Raw genomic sequence first — 16,667 nt, 5'->3', positions numbered from 1 at the left:
GATACTGCCTGCTCACATTGTGGCGTCCGCCACTGACATTCCCCGCCCGCGATCCCGGGCCCTCCCGCTCGGGACCGCCGGGACCGGATCAGCGGCGGCGGCGCGGCCTGCCACGACCGCCCGGGCCGTCGTGACCGTCCTGGCCGTCGTGACCGTCCTCGTCGTCCCGGTGCGGGCCGAGCAGCTCGTCCGCCAGGGTCGGCAGGTCGTCCATCGGGGTCGCCTCGGCCCAGTCGGACGCGGCCCGGCGCTGCCGGCCGTCGTCCCCGACGACGGGCAGTTCGCGGGTCACGTCGTTCCCGGCGTCCCGGAAGATGCCCGGCGGAACCCGGTCGGCCGGGGCCTCCTGCGAGTGCGGTGCCGTCGGCCGCTCGGCCGAACGGGTCCGCCCGGCCGGAGCCTGCCGGTCCGTGTCCTGAGCCGGGCCCTCGGGCCGTACGGACGGCAGCACCGCCGTCTCGTCCATGGGGCGTGCGGCGCGGGGGTCGACCTTCGGCACCGGGACGGTCTGGGTCACGTCGTCCGGCTGTACGACCCGCCGGACCACGGGGGTCTCGACGGTGACGGCATCGTCCGGGAGCGGCTCCTTGCGCATCTCCACCTTCGGCGAAGGAGCAGCGGGAGCCGCCTGCCCGGCCGCCGCGGCAGGCTCCGCCGCAGCCCTGGCGGCCGCCGCCGCGGCCGACGCCTCCGCGAGCCGGCGCGCCTCCTCCGCCCGCAGCAGGGCCTCCTCCGCACGCCGCTGCTTCTCCAGCCGCCGCTCCTCCGCCTCGGCCCGCAGCCGGGCCTCCTCCGCCTCCTGGAGCCGGATCCGCTCCCGCTCGGCGGCGCGCGCCTTCTGCTCGGCCTCCGCCCGCAGCCGCTCGGCCTCGGCCCGGGCGCGGGCTTCCTCCTCGGCCCTGAGCCGCTCCTCCTCGGCCCTGCGGGCGGCTTCGGCCTCGGCGGCGCGCCGGGCCTCCTCGGCCTCCCGCGCCAGGCGGGCCTCCTCCTCGGCCTTCAGCCGGGCTTCCTCGGCCTTGCGCGCGGCCTCTTCCTCGGCCTTGCGCCGGGCCTCCTCCTCCGCGAGCCGCCGGGCCTCGATCTGCGCGGCGACCTCGGCCTCGGAGAGCGGGAGCATCCGGTCCAGGCGGTGCCGTACGACGGTGGTCACGGAGCCGGGCTCCTGGCCCGCGTCGACCACGAGGTAGCGCCCGGGGTCGGCCGCGGCGAGCGTCAGGAAGCCGGCCCGCACCCGCTGGTGGAACTCGGCCGGCTCGGACTCCAGCCGGTCGGGCGCCTCCGTGAACCGCTCCCGCGCGGTCTCCGGCGACACGTCGAGCAGCACGGTCAGGTTCGGGACGAGCCCGTCGGTGGCCCAGCGGGAGATCCGGGCGATCTCGGTCGGGGACAGGTCGCGGCCGGCGCCCTGGTAGGCCACCGAGGAGTCGATGTAGCGGTCGGAGATGACCACCGCACCGCGGTCCAGGGCGGGCCGGACCACCGTGTCCACGTGCTCCGCGCGGTCGGCGGCGTACAGCAGGGCCTCGGCGCGGTTCGACAGACCGGCGGAGGAGATGTCGAGCAGGATCGAGCGGAGCCGCTTGCCGACCGGGGTGGCACCGGGCTCCCGGGTGACGACCACCTCGTGGCCCTTGCCCCGTATCCAGTCGGCGAGCGCCTCCACCTGGGTGGACTTGCCGGCTCCGTCGCCGCCTTCCAGGGCGATGAAGAACCCGGTCGCGGAAGGGGCCTGCACGGGCTCCCCGCCCCGCAGCGCCTCGCGCAGGTCGCGGCGCAGCGGTACGCCGCCGCGGTCGTCGGCCTTGACCAGGACCACCACCGCGACGGGCAGCAGCAGCACGCCGACCAGCGTCAGGACGTACGCGGCGCCGCCCAGCGGCACGACGACCTGGCCGCCGCCCAGCCGGTGCGGGCCGATCGCCGCGGCCAGCAGCGGGGCGGCGACGGCTCCGAGGGCGACGGCCACCCGGACCACGGCCTGGAGGTGCTCGGTGACCCGGGCCCGGCGGAACTCCTCGGTCTCCTGGTCGAGCAGGGTGTGGCCGGTGTTGGCCGCCACGCCCGCGGCGGTGCCAGCGAGCAGCGCCAGGAACAGCACGGTCGCCGTGTCCCGGACCAGCCCGGCCAGCAGCAGCGCGAGCCCGGCCACCGCTATCACCAGGGCCAGCAGCCGGCGCCGCGACAGCCCGGGCAGCACCCTGCCGGCCTGGGCGGCGCGGATCCCGAGGCCGGTCCCGCCGACGAGGGCGAGCACCAGCAGGGCGTACGCGGACGGCCCGCCGCCCAGGTCGAAGGCGTGCAGTACGGAAACGGAGGCGGCGCAGGCGACCGCTCCCGCGACGGCGGCGCAGGCCAGCACGAGCAGCGGGATCGCCCCCGTGCGGCCCTTCTCGGGCCGGTCGCCCGCCCTCGGGGCCCGCAGGCCCTCGAGCGGGGAACGCGGCCTCGGGGTCTTGACCGCCGGCAGCACCAGCGGCACCAGCAGCGAGACGGACGCGGCGAACAGGCCGGCGGCGACGTACGAGCCCAGCGCCGCCTGGTTCGCGGCGAACCAGTCGACGCCGAGGCCCAGCGCCCGCCCGACGAGGGTCGCGGCGAGCAGCGCCGCGGCCGCCACGGGCAGCGCCGCGAAGGCGGTGCGCAGCGTGAGGCGGCGCAGGGCGTCGAGGTGGTCCGGGAGGGGCCGTACGGTCGCCCCCTCCGGCGGCGGGGCCGGCAGCAGCGCGGGCGCGGCGCTCTCCTTGGCCAGCGTCCACACCCGCTCGGCGGCACCGGAGACGAAGACGGTGGCGAGCAGCACGGTCGTGGCGTGGGCCGGGATCCAGTCGAGCCACAGCGGGGCGACGACGAACAGCCCGATCCGCAGGCCGTCGGCCCCGACCATCGTCCAGCGGCGCTCCAGCTTCCCGCCGGGAGCGGTGAGCTGGGCCAACGGGCCGAGCAGGACCGCGCCGAACAGGACGGTGGCGAGGATCCGCACCGCGAAGACGGCGGCGACGGCGAAGGCCGCGCCCCGGTAACCGCCGCCGAAGAGGCTCTCGGTACCGGCCGTCACGGCCGCCTGGAGGGTCAGCAGCACCAGGACCAGCAGGGCCAGGGCGTCGCCGATGCCGCTCACCAGCTGGGCGCTCCACAGCCGACGCAGCCCGGGCGTGCGCAGCAGGGCGCGCACCGCTCGCTCGCGGGAGTCCGCGGCTAGGGCTTCGTCGTAGGAGGGGTTCTCGGAGGCGGTCACGACCGTCGGCTGCTCGGCTCGCGTCATCCGCCCAGCCTATCCGCTGTGCCTGGCGGTTGCGGGGGGCTGTGGACGACGCCGGGTGTGACCCGCCACCCACCTTCCGGGGGCGGGCCGGAGGACCGTTGGGCGCACCGGGACGGAGGAACGCGCTCCGGCCCCCGGCCCGGCGCGGGCCTCTGCGCGCGGTCCGGGCTCCGGCCCCCGAACCCCGACGAGACCGGACCCCGCGAGGCCGGACGCGGCGAGGGCCCCGCGCGGTTCGCGCGGGGCCCTCGTGCCGGGTCCGGCAGGGGACTACTCGTCCGCCGGGGCGGCCGCCGCGGACTTCTTCGCCGCCGCGGTCGTCTTCTTCACGGCCGTCTTCTTCACGGCCGTCTTCTTCGCCGCCGCCGTCTTCGCGGCAGCAGTCTTGGTCGCCGTCGCCGTCGCCTTCTTGGCGGCAGCGGTCTTCGTCGCCGTCGCCTTCTTCGCCGGCGCCTTCTTCGCGGCCGCCTTCTTCGCGGTCTTCTTCGCCGGGGCCTTGGCCCGCTTCTCCGCGAGCAGCTCGTATCCCCGCTCCGGCGTGATCGTCTCGACGTCGTCGTCCCGCCGCAGCGTCGCGTTCGTCTCGCCGTCCGTCACGTACGGCCCGAAGCGGCCGTCCTTCACCACCACCGGCTTCTCGCTCACCGGGTCCGTGCCCAGCTCCTTCAGCGGGGGCTTGGCCGCGGCCCGGCCCCGCTGCTTCGGCTGCGCGTAGATCGCCAGGGCTTCGTCCAGGGTGATCGAGAACAGCTGGTCCTCGGTCTCCAGGGACCGCGAGTCCGTGCCCTTCTTCAGGTACGGGCCGTAGCGGCCGTTCTGGGCCGTGATCTCCACGCCTTCGGCGTCGGTGCCCACCACGCGCGGCAGCGACATCAGCTTGAGGGCGTCGTCCAGGGTGACCGTGTCCAGGGACATCGACTTGAACAGGGACGCCGTCCGCGGCTTCACCGCGTTCTTGCCCGTCTTCGGCGTGCCCTCGGGCAGGATCTCCGTCACGTACGGCCCGTAGCGGCCATCCTTGGCGACGATCTGGTTGCCGCTGACCGGGTCGGCGCCCAGCTCGAACTCGCCGCTCGGCTTCGCGAACAGCTCCTGCGCGTACTCCACCGTCAGCTCGTCCGGAGCCAGGTCGTCCGGTACGTCGGCGCGCTGGTGGCCCTCCGCGTCCTTCTCGCCCCGCTCCACGTACGGCCCGTAGCGGCCGACGCGCAGCACGATGCCGTCGCCGACCGGGAAGGAGGAGATCTCCCGGGCGTCGATCGCGCCGAGGTCCGTGACCAGCTCCTTCAGGCCGCCGAGGTGGTCGCCGTCGGCCGGTACGACCTCCGTGGCCTCCTCCGAGCCGAAGTAGAACCGCTTCAGCCACGGCACGGACTGGGCCTCGCCCCGCGCGATGCGGTCGAGGTCGTCCTCCATCTTGGCGGTGAAGTCGTAGTCGACGAGCCGCCCGAAGTGCGTCTCCAGCAGGTTCACCACGGCGAACGACAGGAAGGACGGCACGAGCGCCGTGCCCTTCTTGAAGACGTAACCGCGGTCGAGGATCGTGCCGATGATCGACGCGTACGTCGACGGGCGGCCGATCTCCCGCTCCTCCAGCTCCTTGACCAGCGAGGCCTCGGTGTAGCGGGCCGGCGGCTTGGTCGCGTGGCCGTCCGCGGTGATCTCCTCGGCCGTCAGCGCGTCGCCCTCGGCGACCTGCGGCAGGCGCTTCTCGCGGTCGTCGAGCTCGGCGTTCGGGTCGTCCGCGCCCTCGACGTACGCCTTCATGAAGCCGTGGAAGGTGATCGTCTTGCCGGAGGCCGAGAACTCGGCGTCGCGGCCGTCGCTCGCCCGGCCACCGATCTTGACGGTCACGGAGTTACCGGTCGCGTCCTTCATCTGGGAGGCGACGGTCCGCTTCCAGATGAGCTCGTACAGGCGGAACTGGTCGCCGGTCAGACCCGTCTCGGCAGGGGTGCGGAAACGATCACCCGAGGGCCGGATCGCCTCGTGCGCCTCCTGCGCGTTCTTGACCTTGCCGGCGTAGACGCGCGGCTTCTCCGGCAGGTAGTCGGCCCCGTAGAGCTGGGTGACCTGCGCCCGCGCCGCCGACACCGCGGTGTCGGAGAGCGTGGTGGAGTCGGTACGCATGTAGGTGATGAAGCCGTTCTCGTACAGCTTCTGCGCCACCTGCATCGTCGCCTTCGCACCGAAGCCCAGCTTGCGCGAGGCCTCCTGCTGGAGCGTCGTCGTGCGGAACGGGGCGTACGGGGAGCGGCGGTACGGCTTGGACTCGACCGAGCGGACGGCGAACGAGGTCTCGGCCAGCGCGGCGCCGAGCGCCCGGGCGTTCGCCTCGTCGAGGTGCAGCACCTCGCTCTTGAGCTGCCCGTTCGCGCCGAAGTCGCGGCCCTGGGCGATGCGCTTGCCGTCCACCGCGTTCAGGCGGGCGACCAGGTTCGACGGGTCGGAGGCGTCACCGGCGCGACCGGTACCGAAGGTTCCGGTCAGGTCCCAGTACTCGGCGGACCGGAAGGCGATGCGCTCGCGCTCACGCTCGACGACGAGGCGGGTGGCCACGGACTGGACGCGGCCGGCCGACAGCCGCGGCATGACCTTCTTCCACAGGACCGGCGAGACCTCGTAGCCGTAGAGGCGGTCGAGGATGCGGCGGGTCTCCTGGGCGTCGACCATGCGCTGGTTCAGCTCGCGCGGGTTGGCGACGGCGTCGCGGATCGCGTCCTTGGTGATCTCGTGGAAGACCATCCGGTGGACGGGGACCTTGGGCTTGAGGACTTCCTGCAGGTGCCACGCGATGGCTTCGCCCTCGCGGTCCTCATCGGTGGCGAGGAAGAGTTCGTCGGACTCGGCGAGCAGGTCCTTGAGCTTCCTGACCTGCGCCTTCTTGTCCGCATTGACGACGTAGATCGGCTGGAAGTCGTGCTCGACGTCCACGCCGAGGCGGCGCACCTCACCCGTGTACTTGTCGGGGACCTCGGCCGCGCCGTTGGGGAGGTCGCGGATGTGCCCGACGCTCGCCTCGACGACGTATCCCGGGCCGAGGTAGCCCTTGATCGTCTTCGCCTTGGCAGGGGACTCGACGATGACGAGTCGGCGGCCGCCCTTTGCGGTCTCGCTAGTCGGGGACAACTTGGCTCTTCTCTCCGGTCGGCACTCGGTCGCTGTACGGCGACGCTGCGGAGTGTGACGGTACAACCCGCCCCCGTGTCAAACGGCACAAGCCCGCAACGGCCACTCGAACGGTAACCCGACAAGTGCCATTTCTGCCGCCCGGATGCCGCGCCGGGACCTTCGCGGTCACCGGGCAGGGTGGCCCGGGGGCCGTCTGGCCCCGCCTCCGCACCCCGCGCGACGTCGGGTTTCACACCGGATGGAGATCATCCCCGGTTCCCGCTTCAGAACCGCTGGAGGCACCAGACTCCGAGGGCCAGCGAGGCCGCACCGGCCGTTACGGCCAGCGGTACGGCCACGACGGGGCGCACGCCCTCGGCCACCGGCGCGCCGCGCCGGGCGCGCGCCCCCGTCCAGACCAGCAGAGCGGCTCCGAACAGCAGGAACACGGCCCCTGCGAAGATCGCCGGACCGCGTTCCATGCCGTTCCCCACTTCCCCCGGGCCGCTCGGGGATCCCCCCGGATCCCCCGCTGCCGAGGAGCCTGCCACCCGAGGGGGTACGGCAGGCGAACCCCGGGTTACATCACGGTGCCGACGGCGCGCCGGCTAGCGGGCCGGCCCCTGCACGGGCTCCAGGAACCCCTGCTCGACCAGCATCCGGATCGCCTCCGGGGTCCGGTCCCGCAGGACGACCGGGTCCTCCTCCATCAGCTGCGCGATCGCGTCGAGGATCCGGCCGGCGCTGAGTGAGCCGTCGCACACTCCGGCGAAGCCGGCGCCGACCGTGTCCACCTTGGTGGCGCGGCGCATGCCCCGGTTCTGCCGGAGCACCACGTGCTCGGGGTCCTCCGCGCCCGGCGCGCCGACCTGCTCCTGGACCACCTCCGCGGTCAGCCGGAAGTACCCCGCCAGCAGGGCCGCGTCGTCGTGGTCGCGCAGGTAGTCCTGGCGGGCGAAGTGCGCGAGCACCGTCTCCCCGAGCGGCTGCTCCACCGAGTGCGGCCACTCCTCGGCGACGACCGACGGCTCGGCCGCGTCCGTGCGGCGCAGCGTGATCCAGCCGAAGCCGACGGCCTTGGTCTTGCGGGCCTCGAACTCGTCCAGCCAGTCCTCGTACCGCCGCGCGTACTCGGCGGGGTCGGTGCGGTGGTCGCCCGCGTCCCGCAGCCACAGCTCCGCGTACTGCGTCACGTCCTGCACGTCACGCTGCACGATCCACGCGTCGCAGCCGCGCGGCACCCAGGAGCGGACCCGGTCGCGCCAGTCCTCCCCCTCCACGTGCTGCCAGTTGCCGAGGAACTGCGCGTAGCCGCCCGGGTTGAGGTGGGCTCCCGCCTCCTGGACCAGGGTCCGGCACAGGTCGTCGCCGCCCATGCCGCCGTCCCGGTACGTGAGCCGCGCACCGGGGGAGATCACGAAGGGCGGGTTCGACACGATCAGGTCGTACGTGGCGTCGCCGACGGGCTCGAACAGCGAGCCGGCGAGCAGTTCGGCCTCCGGTGCCCCGGACAGCGCCAGCGTCAGACGGGTGAATTCCAGGGCGCGCGGGTTGACGTCCGTCGCCGTGACGCGGGTGGCGTGCTGGGCGGCGTGCAGCGCCTGGATGCCGGATCCGGTCCCGAGGTCGAGGGCCGAGCCGACGGGGAGGGGCACGGTGATCCCGGCCAGGGTGGTGGAGGCGCCTCCGACGCCGAGCACCACGCCCTCCTCGCGGCTGCCGATCCCGCCGGCGCCGCCGACGGCGCAGCCGAGGTCCGAGACGATGAACCAGTCCTCGCCGTCGGGCCCGCCGTACGGGCGGACGTCGACGGTGGCGTGCACCTCGTCGCCCTCCCGGCGCAGCCAGCCGTCGGCGAGGGCGGCCTCGACGGGCAGCGCGGCAGCGGCGTGCACGTAGGGCTCGGGCTGCTGGAGCAGGAACAGCCGGGTCAGGCTCGCGAGGGCTTCGGCGCCCGCCCCGCGGGTGGCGCGCAGGGCGGGGACCGTCTCGCTGCGGGCCAGCGCGGCGTACGCGGGGGCCCCGAGCAGGTCGAGCAGTCCGTCGGCGGTGAAACCCGCGGCGAGCAGGGCCTCGCGGAGCTCGGCGGCGTGGTCGGGCTTGGGAAGGCTGGTGGTACTCACCCGACCATTGTGGCCGCTGGCACCGTCGATCCGTACGAACCCCGGCGCGCGGTACGCGTTCGGACGCCCGACGGGCGGCCGGATCGGGATCCCGGAGCGCCGTCCGCCGTCTCGGCAGCGGCGCGCGCGGGTTCGGGCCGGACGCCGCCCGCCGGCCCGGTGCCGCCCGCGGCCGCCCGAGGGCGGCACCGGGCACGCCGGGCGCCGACGGGAGGAATGCCGAGGTCAGCTCTTGCCGGGTGCCGTGACCTGGCAGCCCTTCTGGCTGTAGATCACCTTCAGGCCGGTGGAGTTGAGCTTCTCCTTGGCCGCCGTCTCGTTGGCCGCGACCTCGGTGAGTCCGCCGGCGACCCCTTGGAGCCCCTCCGCGAACTTGCTCTGGTCCTTCGGGTCGAGCGCGTCGATCTTCGTCTTGAGCTCGGTGTAGCTCTTGGAGATCTCGCCGTAGCTCTTGACCACGGAATCCGCCGCGGGCTTGCCGTCCTTGACGGGCGGTTCACCGGCCTGGCTCAGGGCGCCGCCCATGGACTTGTAGGCCTCCGAGAGGGTCTGGAAGGCCGCCGAGTCGGTCTGCTGGACCTCCTCGGGCTTGCTGCTCTGGCTGGCCACCCGCTTCAGCTCGTCATTGGTCGTCTTGATCTTGGTGAGTTCGGGCTCCCACTTGTCGCAGACCTTCTTGGCCCAGGCGTCGGCCTTCTTGTCGCCGTCGTCCTCACCGCCGCAGCCGGACAGGACGAGCATCAGTACCGCACCGCCGGACACCGCGGCCGCAAGCTTCTTGTTCACCGGATTGGTCCCTTCGAAGGCTCTCGGCCGGAAGATACACGCCCACCATCAGGGCACGCACAAAGGCGGACAGACGGCGCGTCAGTCCGCGCCGCCTGTCCGCCGTTCGGGCGTATCTTCGAGCCGGTCGGCCCACGGGGTCCGCGGGGCCGGGGCTCAGGTGCCCCGGAGGGTCAGGAGACCACCGCCGGATCGGCCGGCTGGGCCGCCCGCTCGGCCGTCTGGCTCCCGCCGTCCTCGCCGACGGCGATGCCGCGGCGCTTGGAGACGTACACCGCGCCGATGATCACCATGAGGGCGAGCACCGCGACGACGGCCCGTACGGGCGCACTGGTGTCCGCGCCGTAGCTGAACTGCACGACGGCCGGGGCGATCAGCAGGGCCACCAGGTTCATGACCTTCAGGAGCGGGTTGATGGCCGGTCCGGCGGTGTCCTTGAACGGGTCACCGACGGTGTCGCCGATGACGACCGCGGCGTGGGCCTCGCTGCCCTTGCCGCCGTGGTGGCCGTCCTCGACGAGCTTCTTGGCGTTGTCCCACGCGCCACCGGAGTTGGCGAGGAAGACCGCCATCAGGGTGCCGGTGCCGATGGCGCCCGCCAGGAAGGAGCCGAGCGCGCCGACGCCGAGGGAGAAGCCGACCGCGATCGGCGTGAGCACGGCGAGCAGGCCGGGCGTGGCGAGCTCGCGCAGCGCGTCCTTGGTGCAGATGTCCACGACGCGCCCGTACTCGGGCTTCTCCGAGTAGTCCATGATCCCGGGGTGCTCGCGGAACTGGCGGCGCACCTCGTAGACCACGGCGCCCGCGGAGCGGGAGACGGCGTTGATGGCCAGGCCGGAGAACAGGAACACCACGGCCGCGCCGAGGAGCAGGCCGACGAGGTTGTTGGGCTGGGCGATGTCGAGGCTGAGGTTCATCTCCCCGGCCTTGGCGCCGACCTCCTTGACCGCGTTGGTGATGGCGTCGTTGTACGAGCCGAAGAGCGCGGCCGCGGCCAGGACGGCGGTGGCGATGGCGATGCCCTTGGTGATGGCCTTGGTGGTGTTGCCGACCGCGTCCAGGTCGGTCAGGACCTGGGCGCCGGCGCCCTCGACGTCACCGGACATCTCGGCGATGCCCTGGGCGTTGTCGGAGACCGGACCGAAGGTGTCCATCGCGACGATGACGCCGACCGTGGTGAGCAGGCCGGTGCCGGCCAGGGCCACCGCGAAGAGCGCCAGCATGATCGAGGTGCCGCCGAGCAGGAAGGCCCCGTAGACGCCGAGGCCGATGAGGAGCGCCGTGTACACGGCGGACTCCAGGCCGACGGAGATGCCCGCGAGGACCACGGTGGCGGGACCGGTCAGCGAGGACTTGCCGATGTCCCGGACAGGACGGCGGTTGGTCTCGGTGAAGTACCCGGTCAGCTGCTGGATGAGGGCCGCGAGCACGATGCCGATGGCGACGGCGACCACCGCCAGGACGCGCGGGTCCCCGCTGTGGTTGGCGATGGCGGCGTCCTCGACGCCGACCAGCTCCTTGTAGGTGGCCGGGAGGTACGCGTAGACGGCGACCGCGACGAGCGCGAGGGAGATCACGGCCGAGATGAAGAAGCCGCGGTTGATCGCGGTCATCCCGCTGCGGTCGGCGCGGCGCGGGGCCACCGCGAAGATGCCGATCATCGCCGTGATGACGCCGATGGCGGGCACGATGAGCGGGAAGGCCAGACCCAGGTCGCCGAAGGCGGCCTTGCCGAGGATGAGCGCGGCCACGAGCGTGACGGCGTAGGACTCGAAGAGGTCCGCCGCCATCCCCGCGCAGTCGCCGACGTTGTCGCCCACGTTGTCGGCGATGGTCGCGGCATTGCGCGGATCGTCCTCCGGAATGCCCTGCTCGACCTTGCCGACCAGGTCGGCGCCGACGTCGGCGGCCTTGGTGAAGATGCCGCCGCCCACGCGCATGAACATCGCGATCAGGGCGGCGCCGAGACCGAAGCCCTCCAGGACCTTGGGGGCGTCGGCGGCATAGACCAGGACGACGCAGGAAGCGCCGAGCAGGCCCAGGCCGACCGTGAACATGCCGACCACGCCACCGGTGCGGAAGGCGATCTTCATGGCCTTGTGGGCCACGTCGGTCAGGTCCTTGGCGGGTTCACCCGCGGCCGGGGTGGCCTCGCGGGCGGCCGCGGCGACGCGGACGTTGGCGCGGACCGCGAGGCGCATGCCGATGTAGCCGGTGACGGCGGAGAAGATCGCGCCGACGAGGAAGAACGCGGAGCGGCCCGCCCGCTGCGACCAGTCGTCGGCGGGCAGCAGGAAGAGCAGGAAGAAGACCACGACGGCGAAGACGCCGAGGGTGCGCAACTGGCGGCCGAGGTAGGCGTTGGCGCCTTCCTGCACGGCGGCGGCGATCTTCTTCATGCTGTCGGTGCCCTCGTCCGCGGCGAGGACCTGGCGGACCAGGATCTGCGCGACGACGAGCGCCGCCAGGGCGACGCCCGCGATGACGAACACGATGAGGCGGTTGTCATCGGTGAGTACTGCGGCTGCCAGATCACGGGCGTGATCCGGAGCGAAAGGGGTGAAGAGCCCCGTCATTCGTCCTCCTTGACGTGATGAGCTCAAGATGTGGACGGATTGTAGGGAGCGGGACCTGATCAAAACAGTGCGCGTGAAACGGAATTGGCGCGCTCTTGCTCCTCAGCAATAGATCACGTCACTCCATTACCCCCGAAAGAAGTAATGGGGCAAAACCATTGACGGCCGCTCAGCGACTCAGAAGATTTCCCGGGAAAATGAAAAAGGCCCTGCTCAGCAGGGCCTCGACAAAGATCCGAATAATGAATGAAGATCGGAAGATACGGCTGGACGGGCGCTACGGAAGGCGGGACGGCCGCTACGAGACCTCGGGGGCCGCGGCGACGGGCCAGCTCATCCGGATCGTTCCGCCCGATTCCCCACTGGTCACGGAGACGTCGTCGACGAGCCCGCTGATCACGGCGAGACCCATCTCGTCCTCCTCGCCCCCATCCGGGTCCAGGACGGCGGCGATACCCGGCACCGACTCGGCGGAACCGCCGGCCGGCCCGGGCACCTCGTCACCGACCTCGATGGAGAACAGCTTCTCCTCCTCGGTCAGCACGACCCGGACGGGCGCGGTGAGGCCGTTGCTGCGGTGCAGTCCGACGGCACGCGAACAGGCCTCGCCCACGGCGAGGCGGACCTCGTCGAGGACGGCTTCCTCCACCCCGGCCCGGCGCGCCACGGCGGCCGCGACGAGGCGGGCCGTCCGGACGTGTTCGGGCTGGGCGCTGAAGCGCAGTTCAACGGTGGCCATGTGCGTCCCCCTCGGACTACGGGCGTGCCTTGACAGGGGCCCGGACCAACCGTGGTCCGGTACCCCCGCTCCTCGTCGGCTCCTCGGTGACCGGAGCCGTACGTCAGTCGGTGGCCTGGACGGCGTCCTCCACCGTGGTGTGGATCGGGAACACCTTGGTCAGACCGGTGATCCGGAAGATCTTCAGGATGCGCTCCTGGTTGCAGACCAGACGCAGCGAGCCCTCGTGCGCGCGCACGCGCTTGAGGCCTCCCACGAGCACACCGAGACCGGTGGAGTCGAGAAAGTCCACTCGCTCCATGTCGACAACCAGGTGGTAGCTGCCGTCGTTCACCAACTCCACCAACTGCTCGCGCAGCTTGGGCGCGGTATACACATCAATCTCGCCACCGACCTCTACGACCGTGCGGTCGCCGACAGTGCGAGTCGACAGGGACAGGTCCACGGATCCTCCAGCACCTTGCTATCGAGCGGCGCCCCCCAGGGGCCTCCCCACCCGAAGGTAGGGGAGGGGATCGGCTGCCGCGATGGCATTCAATCACTTACCGGCAGGCGCGCACGACGCCTTGGGACCATTGTCCCGCACGCCAGTGACACACTCGGTTCCATATGGCCAACACCCACCGCCCCGGTCCGCCCACGGAACCCGCGGATCCCCGACCCACTCCCGGCACGGTCCTGGACCGCCTGTCACGGGGGCCTTCCCGGGCTGCGCGCATCACCCATACGGAGCACTTGCCCCCAAGGGCGGGTCGTCATGCGGTCTGGCCGCACCGCATCCGAACGGATGTCGTAGCCGCGATCCGTGACGCCGGGATCGACCATCCGTGGGAACACCAGGCGGCGGCCGCCGAGCACGCCCTGGACGGCGAGTCCGTCGTCGTCGCCACCGGAACCGCCTCCGGGAAGTCCCTGGCCTACCTGGCGCCCGTGCTGTCCGCCCTCGCGGACGGCGCCGAGGCACCCAACGGCCGGGGTGCGACCGCCCTCTACCTGGCTCCGACCAAAGCTCTGGCCGCCGACCAGCGGCGGGCCGTCCGGGCGCTGGCCGCGCCCCTGAAGAACGCCGTACGCCCGGCCGTGTACGACGGGGACACGCCCGTCGAGGAACGCGAGTGGGTGCGCCAGTACGCCAACTACGTGCTGACCAACCCCGACATGCTGCACCGGGGGATCCTGCCCTCCCACCCCCGCTGGTCCTCCTTCCTGAAGGCGCTGCGCTACGTCGTCATCGACGAGTGCCACACCTACCGCGGGGTGTTCGGCTCGCACGTCGCCCAGGTCCTGCGGCGGCTGCGGCGCCTGTGCGCCCGCTACGGCTCCGAACCGGTCTTCCTGCTGGCCTCCGCCACCGCCAGTGACCCGGCGGCCGCCGCGTCCCGGCTGACCGGGGTGCCGGTCACCGAGATCACCGACGACGCCTCGCCGCGCGGCGAGGTGGTCTTCGCCCTGTGGGAGCCGCCGCTGACCGACCTCAAGGGCGAGAAGGGCGCCCCCGTGCGCCGGACCGCCACCGCCGAGACCGCCGACCTGCTGACCGACCTGGTCGTGCAGGGCGTGCGGACCGTGGCCTTCGTCCGGTCGCGGCGCGGGGCCGAACTGATCTCCGTGATCGCCCAGGAGCGCCTGGCGGCGGTGGACCGGTCCCTGCCCCGGCGGGTCGCCGCCTACCGGGGCGGCTACCTGCCCGAGGAGCGGCGGGCCCTGGAGAGGGCCCTGCACTCAGGGGAGCTGCTGGGGCTGGCCGCGACCACCGCCCTGGAGCTGGGCGTGGACGTGGCGGGCCTGGACGCCGTGCTGATCACCGGCTACCCCGGTACCCGGGCCTCGCTGTGGCAGCAGGCCGGGCGCGCCGGACGCTCGGGCCAGGGCGCCCTGGCGGTGCTGATCGCCCGCGACGACCCGCTGGACACCTACCTGGTCCACCACCCCGAGGCCCTGTTCCGGCGGCCGGTGGAGGCCACCGTGCTGGACCCCGACAACCCGTACGTCCTGGCCCCGCACCTCTGCGCGGCCGCCGCCGAGCTGCCCCTGACCGAAGCCGACCTGGACCTCTTCGGGCCGTCCGCACGCGAGCTCGTGCCCCAGCTGGAAGCGGCGAAACTGCTGCGGCGCCGCGCCACGGCCTGGCACTGGACACGCCGGGAGCGGGCCTCGGACCTGACCGACATCCGCGGCGGCGGGGGCCGTCCCGTGCAGATCGTGGAGGCCTCGACCGGCCGGCTGCTGGGCACCGTGGACGAGTCCGCCTCCCACACGGCCGTCCACGACGGCGCCGTCCACCTCCACCAGGGCCGCACCTACCTGGTGAAACACCTGGACCTGGAGGATTCCGTCGCCCTGGTGGAGGAGGCCGACCCGCCGTTCTCCACCACCGCCCGCGACACCACCTCCATCGCCATCCTGGAGACGGAGACCGAGGTCCCGTGGGGCGAGGCCCGGCTCTGCTTCGGCTCGGTCGAGGTCACCAACCAGGTCGTGTCCTACCTGCGCCGCAAGCTCATCACCGGCGAGGTCCTCGGCGAGGCCAAGCTCGACCTGCCGCCGCGCACGCTGCGCACCCGGGCGGTGTGGTGGACGGTGACCGAGGACCAGCTGGACGAGGCCCGGATCAGCCCGGAGATCCTCGGCGGCGCCCTGCACGCCGCCGAGCACGCCTCCATCGGCCTGCTCCCGCTGTTCGCCACCTGCGACCGCTGGGACATCGGCGGGGTGTCCGTCCCGCTGCATCCGGACACCCTGCTGCCCACGGTCTTCGTGTACGACGGCCACCCGGGCGGCGCCGGCTTCGCGGAGCGGGCCTTCCAGACGGCGAGGGCCTGGCTGACCGCCACCCGGGACGCCATTGCCGCCTGCGAGTGCGAGGCGGGCTGCCCCTCCTGCATCCAGTCCCCCAAATGCGGCAACGGCAACGACCCCCTCCACAAGCGCGGCGCCGTGCGCCTGCTCACCCGCCTCCTCTCCACCGCCCCCTGACCGGCCCGGAGGCGGGGGCGGCGACCACGGCCCCCACCGAGGCCCCGACACCCGACGAAGACCCCGCCCGGGCAGCAACCCCCACCGCAGGCCCCGCCCGGGGAGCGGCCTCCAGCGGTGGCCCCGCTCGGGCGGTGACCTCGGCGGTGAAGGGGCCGGCCCGGACGCCCGCCCGGACCTCGGCCACCTCTCCGCCGACCCGGCAGGCGGCCAGTACCGCCCCCTGGGCGGCAGCCACCCGCCGGGCCGCCGCACAGGCCGCCTCGGGTCCGTCCGCCCAGCTCACGGCCGCCGCCAGGGCTCCGAGATCGGCTGCCGCGCCCGCCCGGTGGCGGGCCACCACGGCCTGACCGAGCAGCAGCACACCCCCGAACACCGCCACCAGCACCGCGGCCACCACGGTGGCCCACACCGTCGCGGCCCCCCGATCCCGCGCCCCACCGCATCGGCGAGGCGGTCGCACCGCATCCGCGTGCCGGTCCCGGCCGCAGCCCCGGCTCATGGCGGCGGCCCCACGCTGTCCTCCGCCAGGGCCACCGCCTGCGCCCCGAGCCGCACCGGCAGCCCGGCCGGCCCCGGCGCCGGAGCCGCCACCCGGACCCGCCACAGGTCGCCGGACCGCTCCAGCTCCACCTCCGCCCCCGCCGGGGCGGCCGCCCGGGCCGCCGCGAGCGCCGCCTCGGCGGGCTCGGACCGGGCCGCCGCACGGGCCCCGGCCCGGGCGGCGTCCACGCACCGGATCTGTGCCGCCGCCGCCATCAGCGCCCACACCAGAAGCGCCGCGAACAGCACCAGGGCCGGAATGATCACGGCGGCTTCGGCCGTCACATACCCGCGGTCCCCGAATCGGTCCCCGAATCCCGGCCGCTTTCGGTCAGAAGGGCGCATCGAGCGCCTTCCCGATGGTCGACTGGAGCGCCGTCGAAACCACGTCGCTCGTCACCACCTTGTACAGGACCGCCGCGAACGCACACGCCGCGATCGTGCCCATGGCGTATTCCGAAGTCGACATTCCCGCGTCTCCCCCACGCCCCTTCAGTACCGCCCGTACACGGTTCAGGATGATCCTCATGACAACCTCCTGTGGGATTACG

At 73.1% G+C, this 16,667-nt stretch carries 11 protein-coding genes and 1 pseudogene; 1 reads left to right on the top strand and 11 read right to left on the bottom strand.

Features of this window, described 5'->3' with window-relative positions; genetic code table 11:
- Positions 1-88: 88 nt before the first annotated feature.
- The 8 genes from tmk to bldG form a co-directional block, all read right to left on the bottom strand.
- Entirely contained in the window at positions 89-3,262 is a 3,174-nt protein-coding gene (gene tmk, locus AB0D45_RS18415; protein ID WP_362460085.1) for a dTMP kinase, read from the bottom strand.
- Positions 3,263-3,532: 270 nt separating this feature from the next.
- On the bottom strand, positions 3,533-6,391 hold the full coding sequence (topA, locus tag AB0D45_RS18410) for a type I DNA topoisomerase (RefSeq protein WP_362460083.1): 2,859 nt from the start codon (positions 6,389-6,391) through the stop codon (positions 3,533-3,535).
- Between the two features lie 266 nt (positions 6,392-6,657).
- Complete coding sequence (locus AB0D45_RS18405) at positions 6,658-6,855, bottom strand: hypothetical protein (RefSeq protein ID WP_362460080.1); 198 nt, start codon at positions 6,853-6,855, stop codon at positions 6,658-6,660.
- A 126-nt stretch (positions 6,856-6,981) separates the two neighbouring features.
- Positions 6,982-8,496, bottom strand: coding sequence for a methyltransferase (locus tag AB0D45_RS18400; protein WP_362460077.1), 1,515 nt, complete (start codon positions 8,494-8,496; stop codon positions 6,982-6,984).
- A gap of 225 nt (positions 8,497-8,721) precedes the next feature.
- A complete protein-coding gene (locus tag AB0D45_RS18395; protein WP_361602301.1) occupies positions 8,722-9,282 on the bottom strand; it encodes a small secreted protein in 561 nt (186 codons plus the stop codon).
- Between the two features lie 173 nt (positions 9,283-9,455).
- Positions 9,456-11,858: a sodium-translocating pyrophosphatase gene (locus AB0D45_RS18390; protein WP_362460074.1), complete on the bottom strand. Its 2,403-nt coding sequence runs from the start codon at positions 11,856-11,858 to the stop codon at positions 9,456-9,458.
- 298 nt (positions 11,859-12,156) lie between these two features.
- Positions 12,157-12,597 (bottom strand): ATP-binding protein, encoded by a 441-nt coding sequence (locus AB0D45_RS18385; protein WP_361602307.1) that lies wholly within the window; start codon positions 12,595-12,597, stop codon positions 12,157-12,159.
- A 103-nt stretch (positions 12,598-12,700) separates the two neighbouring features.
- Positions 12,701-13,042: an anti-sigma factor antagonist BldG gene (gene bldG / locus AB0D45_RS18380; RefSeq protein ID WP_361602310.1), complete on the bottom strand. Its 342-nt coding sequence runs from the start codon at positions 13,040-13,042 to the stop codon at positions 12,701-12,703.
- 82 nt (positions 13,043-13,124) lie between these two features.
- Between bldG and AB0D45_RS18375 the strand changes: the two are divergent.
- A pseudogene (locus AB0D45_RS18375) lies at positions 13,125-15,573 on the top strand (DEAD/DEAH box helicase).
- On the opposite strand, the gene AB0D45_RS18370 reads toward AB0D45_RS18375, so the two are convergent.
- The 3 genes from AB0D45_RS18370 to AB0D45_RS18360 are packed head-to-tail and all read right to left on the bottom strand — an operon-like array spanning position 15,545 to position 16,645.
- A complete protein-coding gene (locus tag AB0D45_RS18370) occupies positions 15,545-16,075 on the bottom strand; it encodes an Rv3654c family TadE-like protein (protein ID WP_362460070.1) in 531 nt (176 codons plus the stop codon). The pseudogene AB0D45_RS18375 and the gene AB0D45_RS18370 overlap by 29 nt on opposite strands.
- On the bottom strand, positions 16,072-16,461 hold the full coding sequence (locus tag AB0D45_RS18365) for a TadE family type IV pilus minor pilin (RefSeq protein ID WP_362460067.1): 390 nt from the start codon (positions 16,459-16,461) through the stop codon (positions 16,072-16,074). Before AB0D45_RS18365 ends, AB0D45_RS18370 begins: the two co-directional genes overlap by 4 nt.
- Positions 16,448-16,645, bottom strand: coding sequence for a DUF4244 domain-containing protein (locus AB0D45_RS18360; RefSeq protein WP_361602319.1), 198 nt, complete (start codon positions 16,643-16,645; stop codon positions 16,448-16,450). The genes AB0D45_RS18365 and AB0D45_RS18360 overlap by 14 nt, the downstream gene beginning before the upstream one ends.
- Positions 16,646-16,667: the final 22 nt, after the last annotated feature.

Source organism: Streptomyces sp. NPDC048352, from assembly GCF_040651895.1.
Classification (GTDB): domain Bacteria; phylum Actinomycetota; class Actinomycetes; order Streptomycetales; family Streptomycetaceae; genus Streptomyces.
The sequence above is the reverse complement of the archived record's forward strand: the minus strand, read 5'-3'. Positions and strand labels throughout refer to the sequence as shown.

Coding starts and splice junctions, on each gene's coding strand:
- AB0D45_RS18405 (WP_362460080.1), bottom strand. CDS start 6,855: ATGGAACGCGGTCCGGCGATCTTCGCAGGGGCCGTGTTCCTGCTGTTC.
- AB0D45_RS18385 (WP_361602307.1), bottom strand. CDS start 12,597: ATGGCCACCGTTGAACTGCGCTTCAGCGCCCAGCCCGAACACGTCCGG.
- AB0D45_RS18370 (WP_362460070.1), bottom strand. CDS start 16,075: ATGAGCCGGGGCTGCGGCCGGGACCGGCACGCGGATGCGGTGCGACCG.
- tmk (WP_362460085.1), bottom strand. CDS start 3,262: ATGACGCGAGCCGAGCAGCCGACGGTCGTGACCGCCTCCGAGAACCCC.
- AB0D45_RS18390 (WP_362460074.1), bottom strand. CDS start 11,858: ATGACGGGGCTCTTCACCCCTTTCGCTCCGGATCACGCCCGTGATCTG.
- AB0D45_RS18365 (WP_362460067.1), bottom strand. CDS start 16,461: ATGCGCCCTTCTGACCGAAAGCGGCCGGGATTCGGGGACCGATTCGGG.
- AB0D45_RS18360 (WP_361602319.1), bottom strand. CDS start 16,645: ATGAGGATCATCCTGAACCGTGTACGGGCGGTACTGAAGGGGCGTGGG.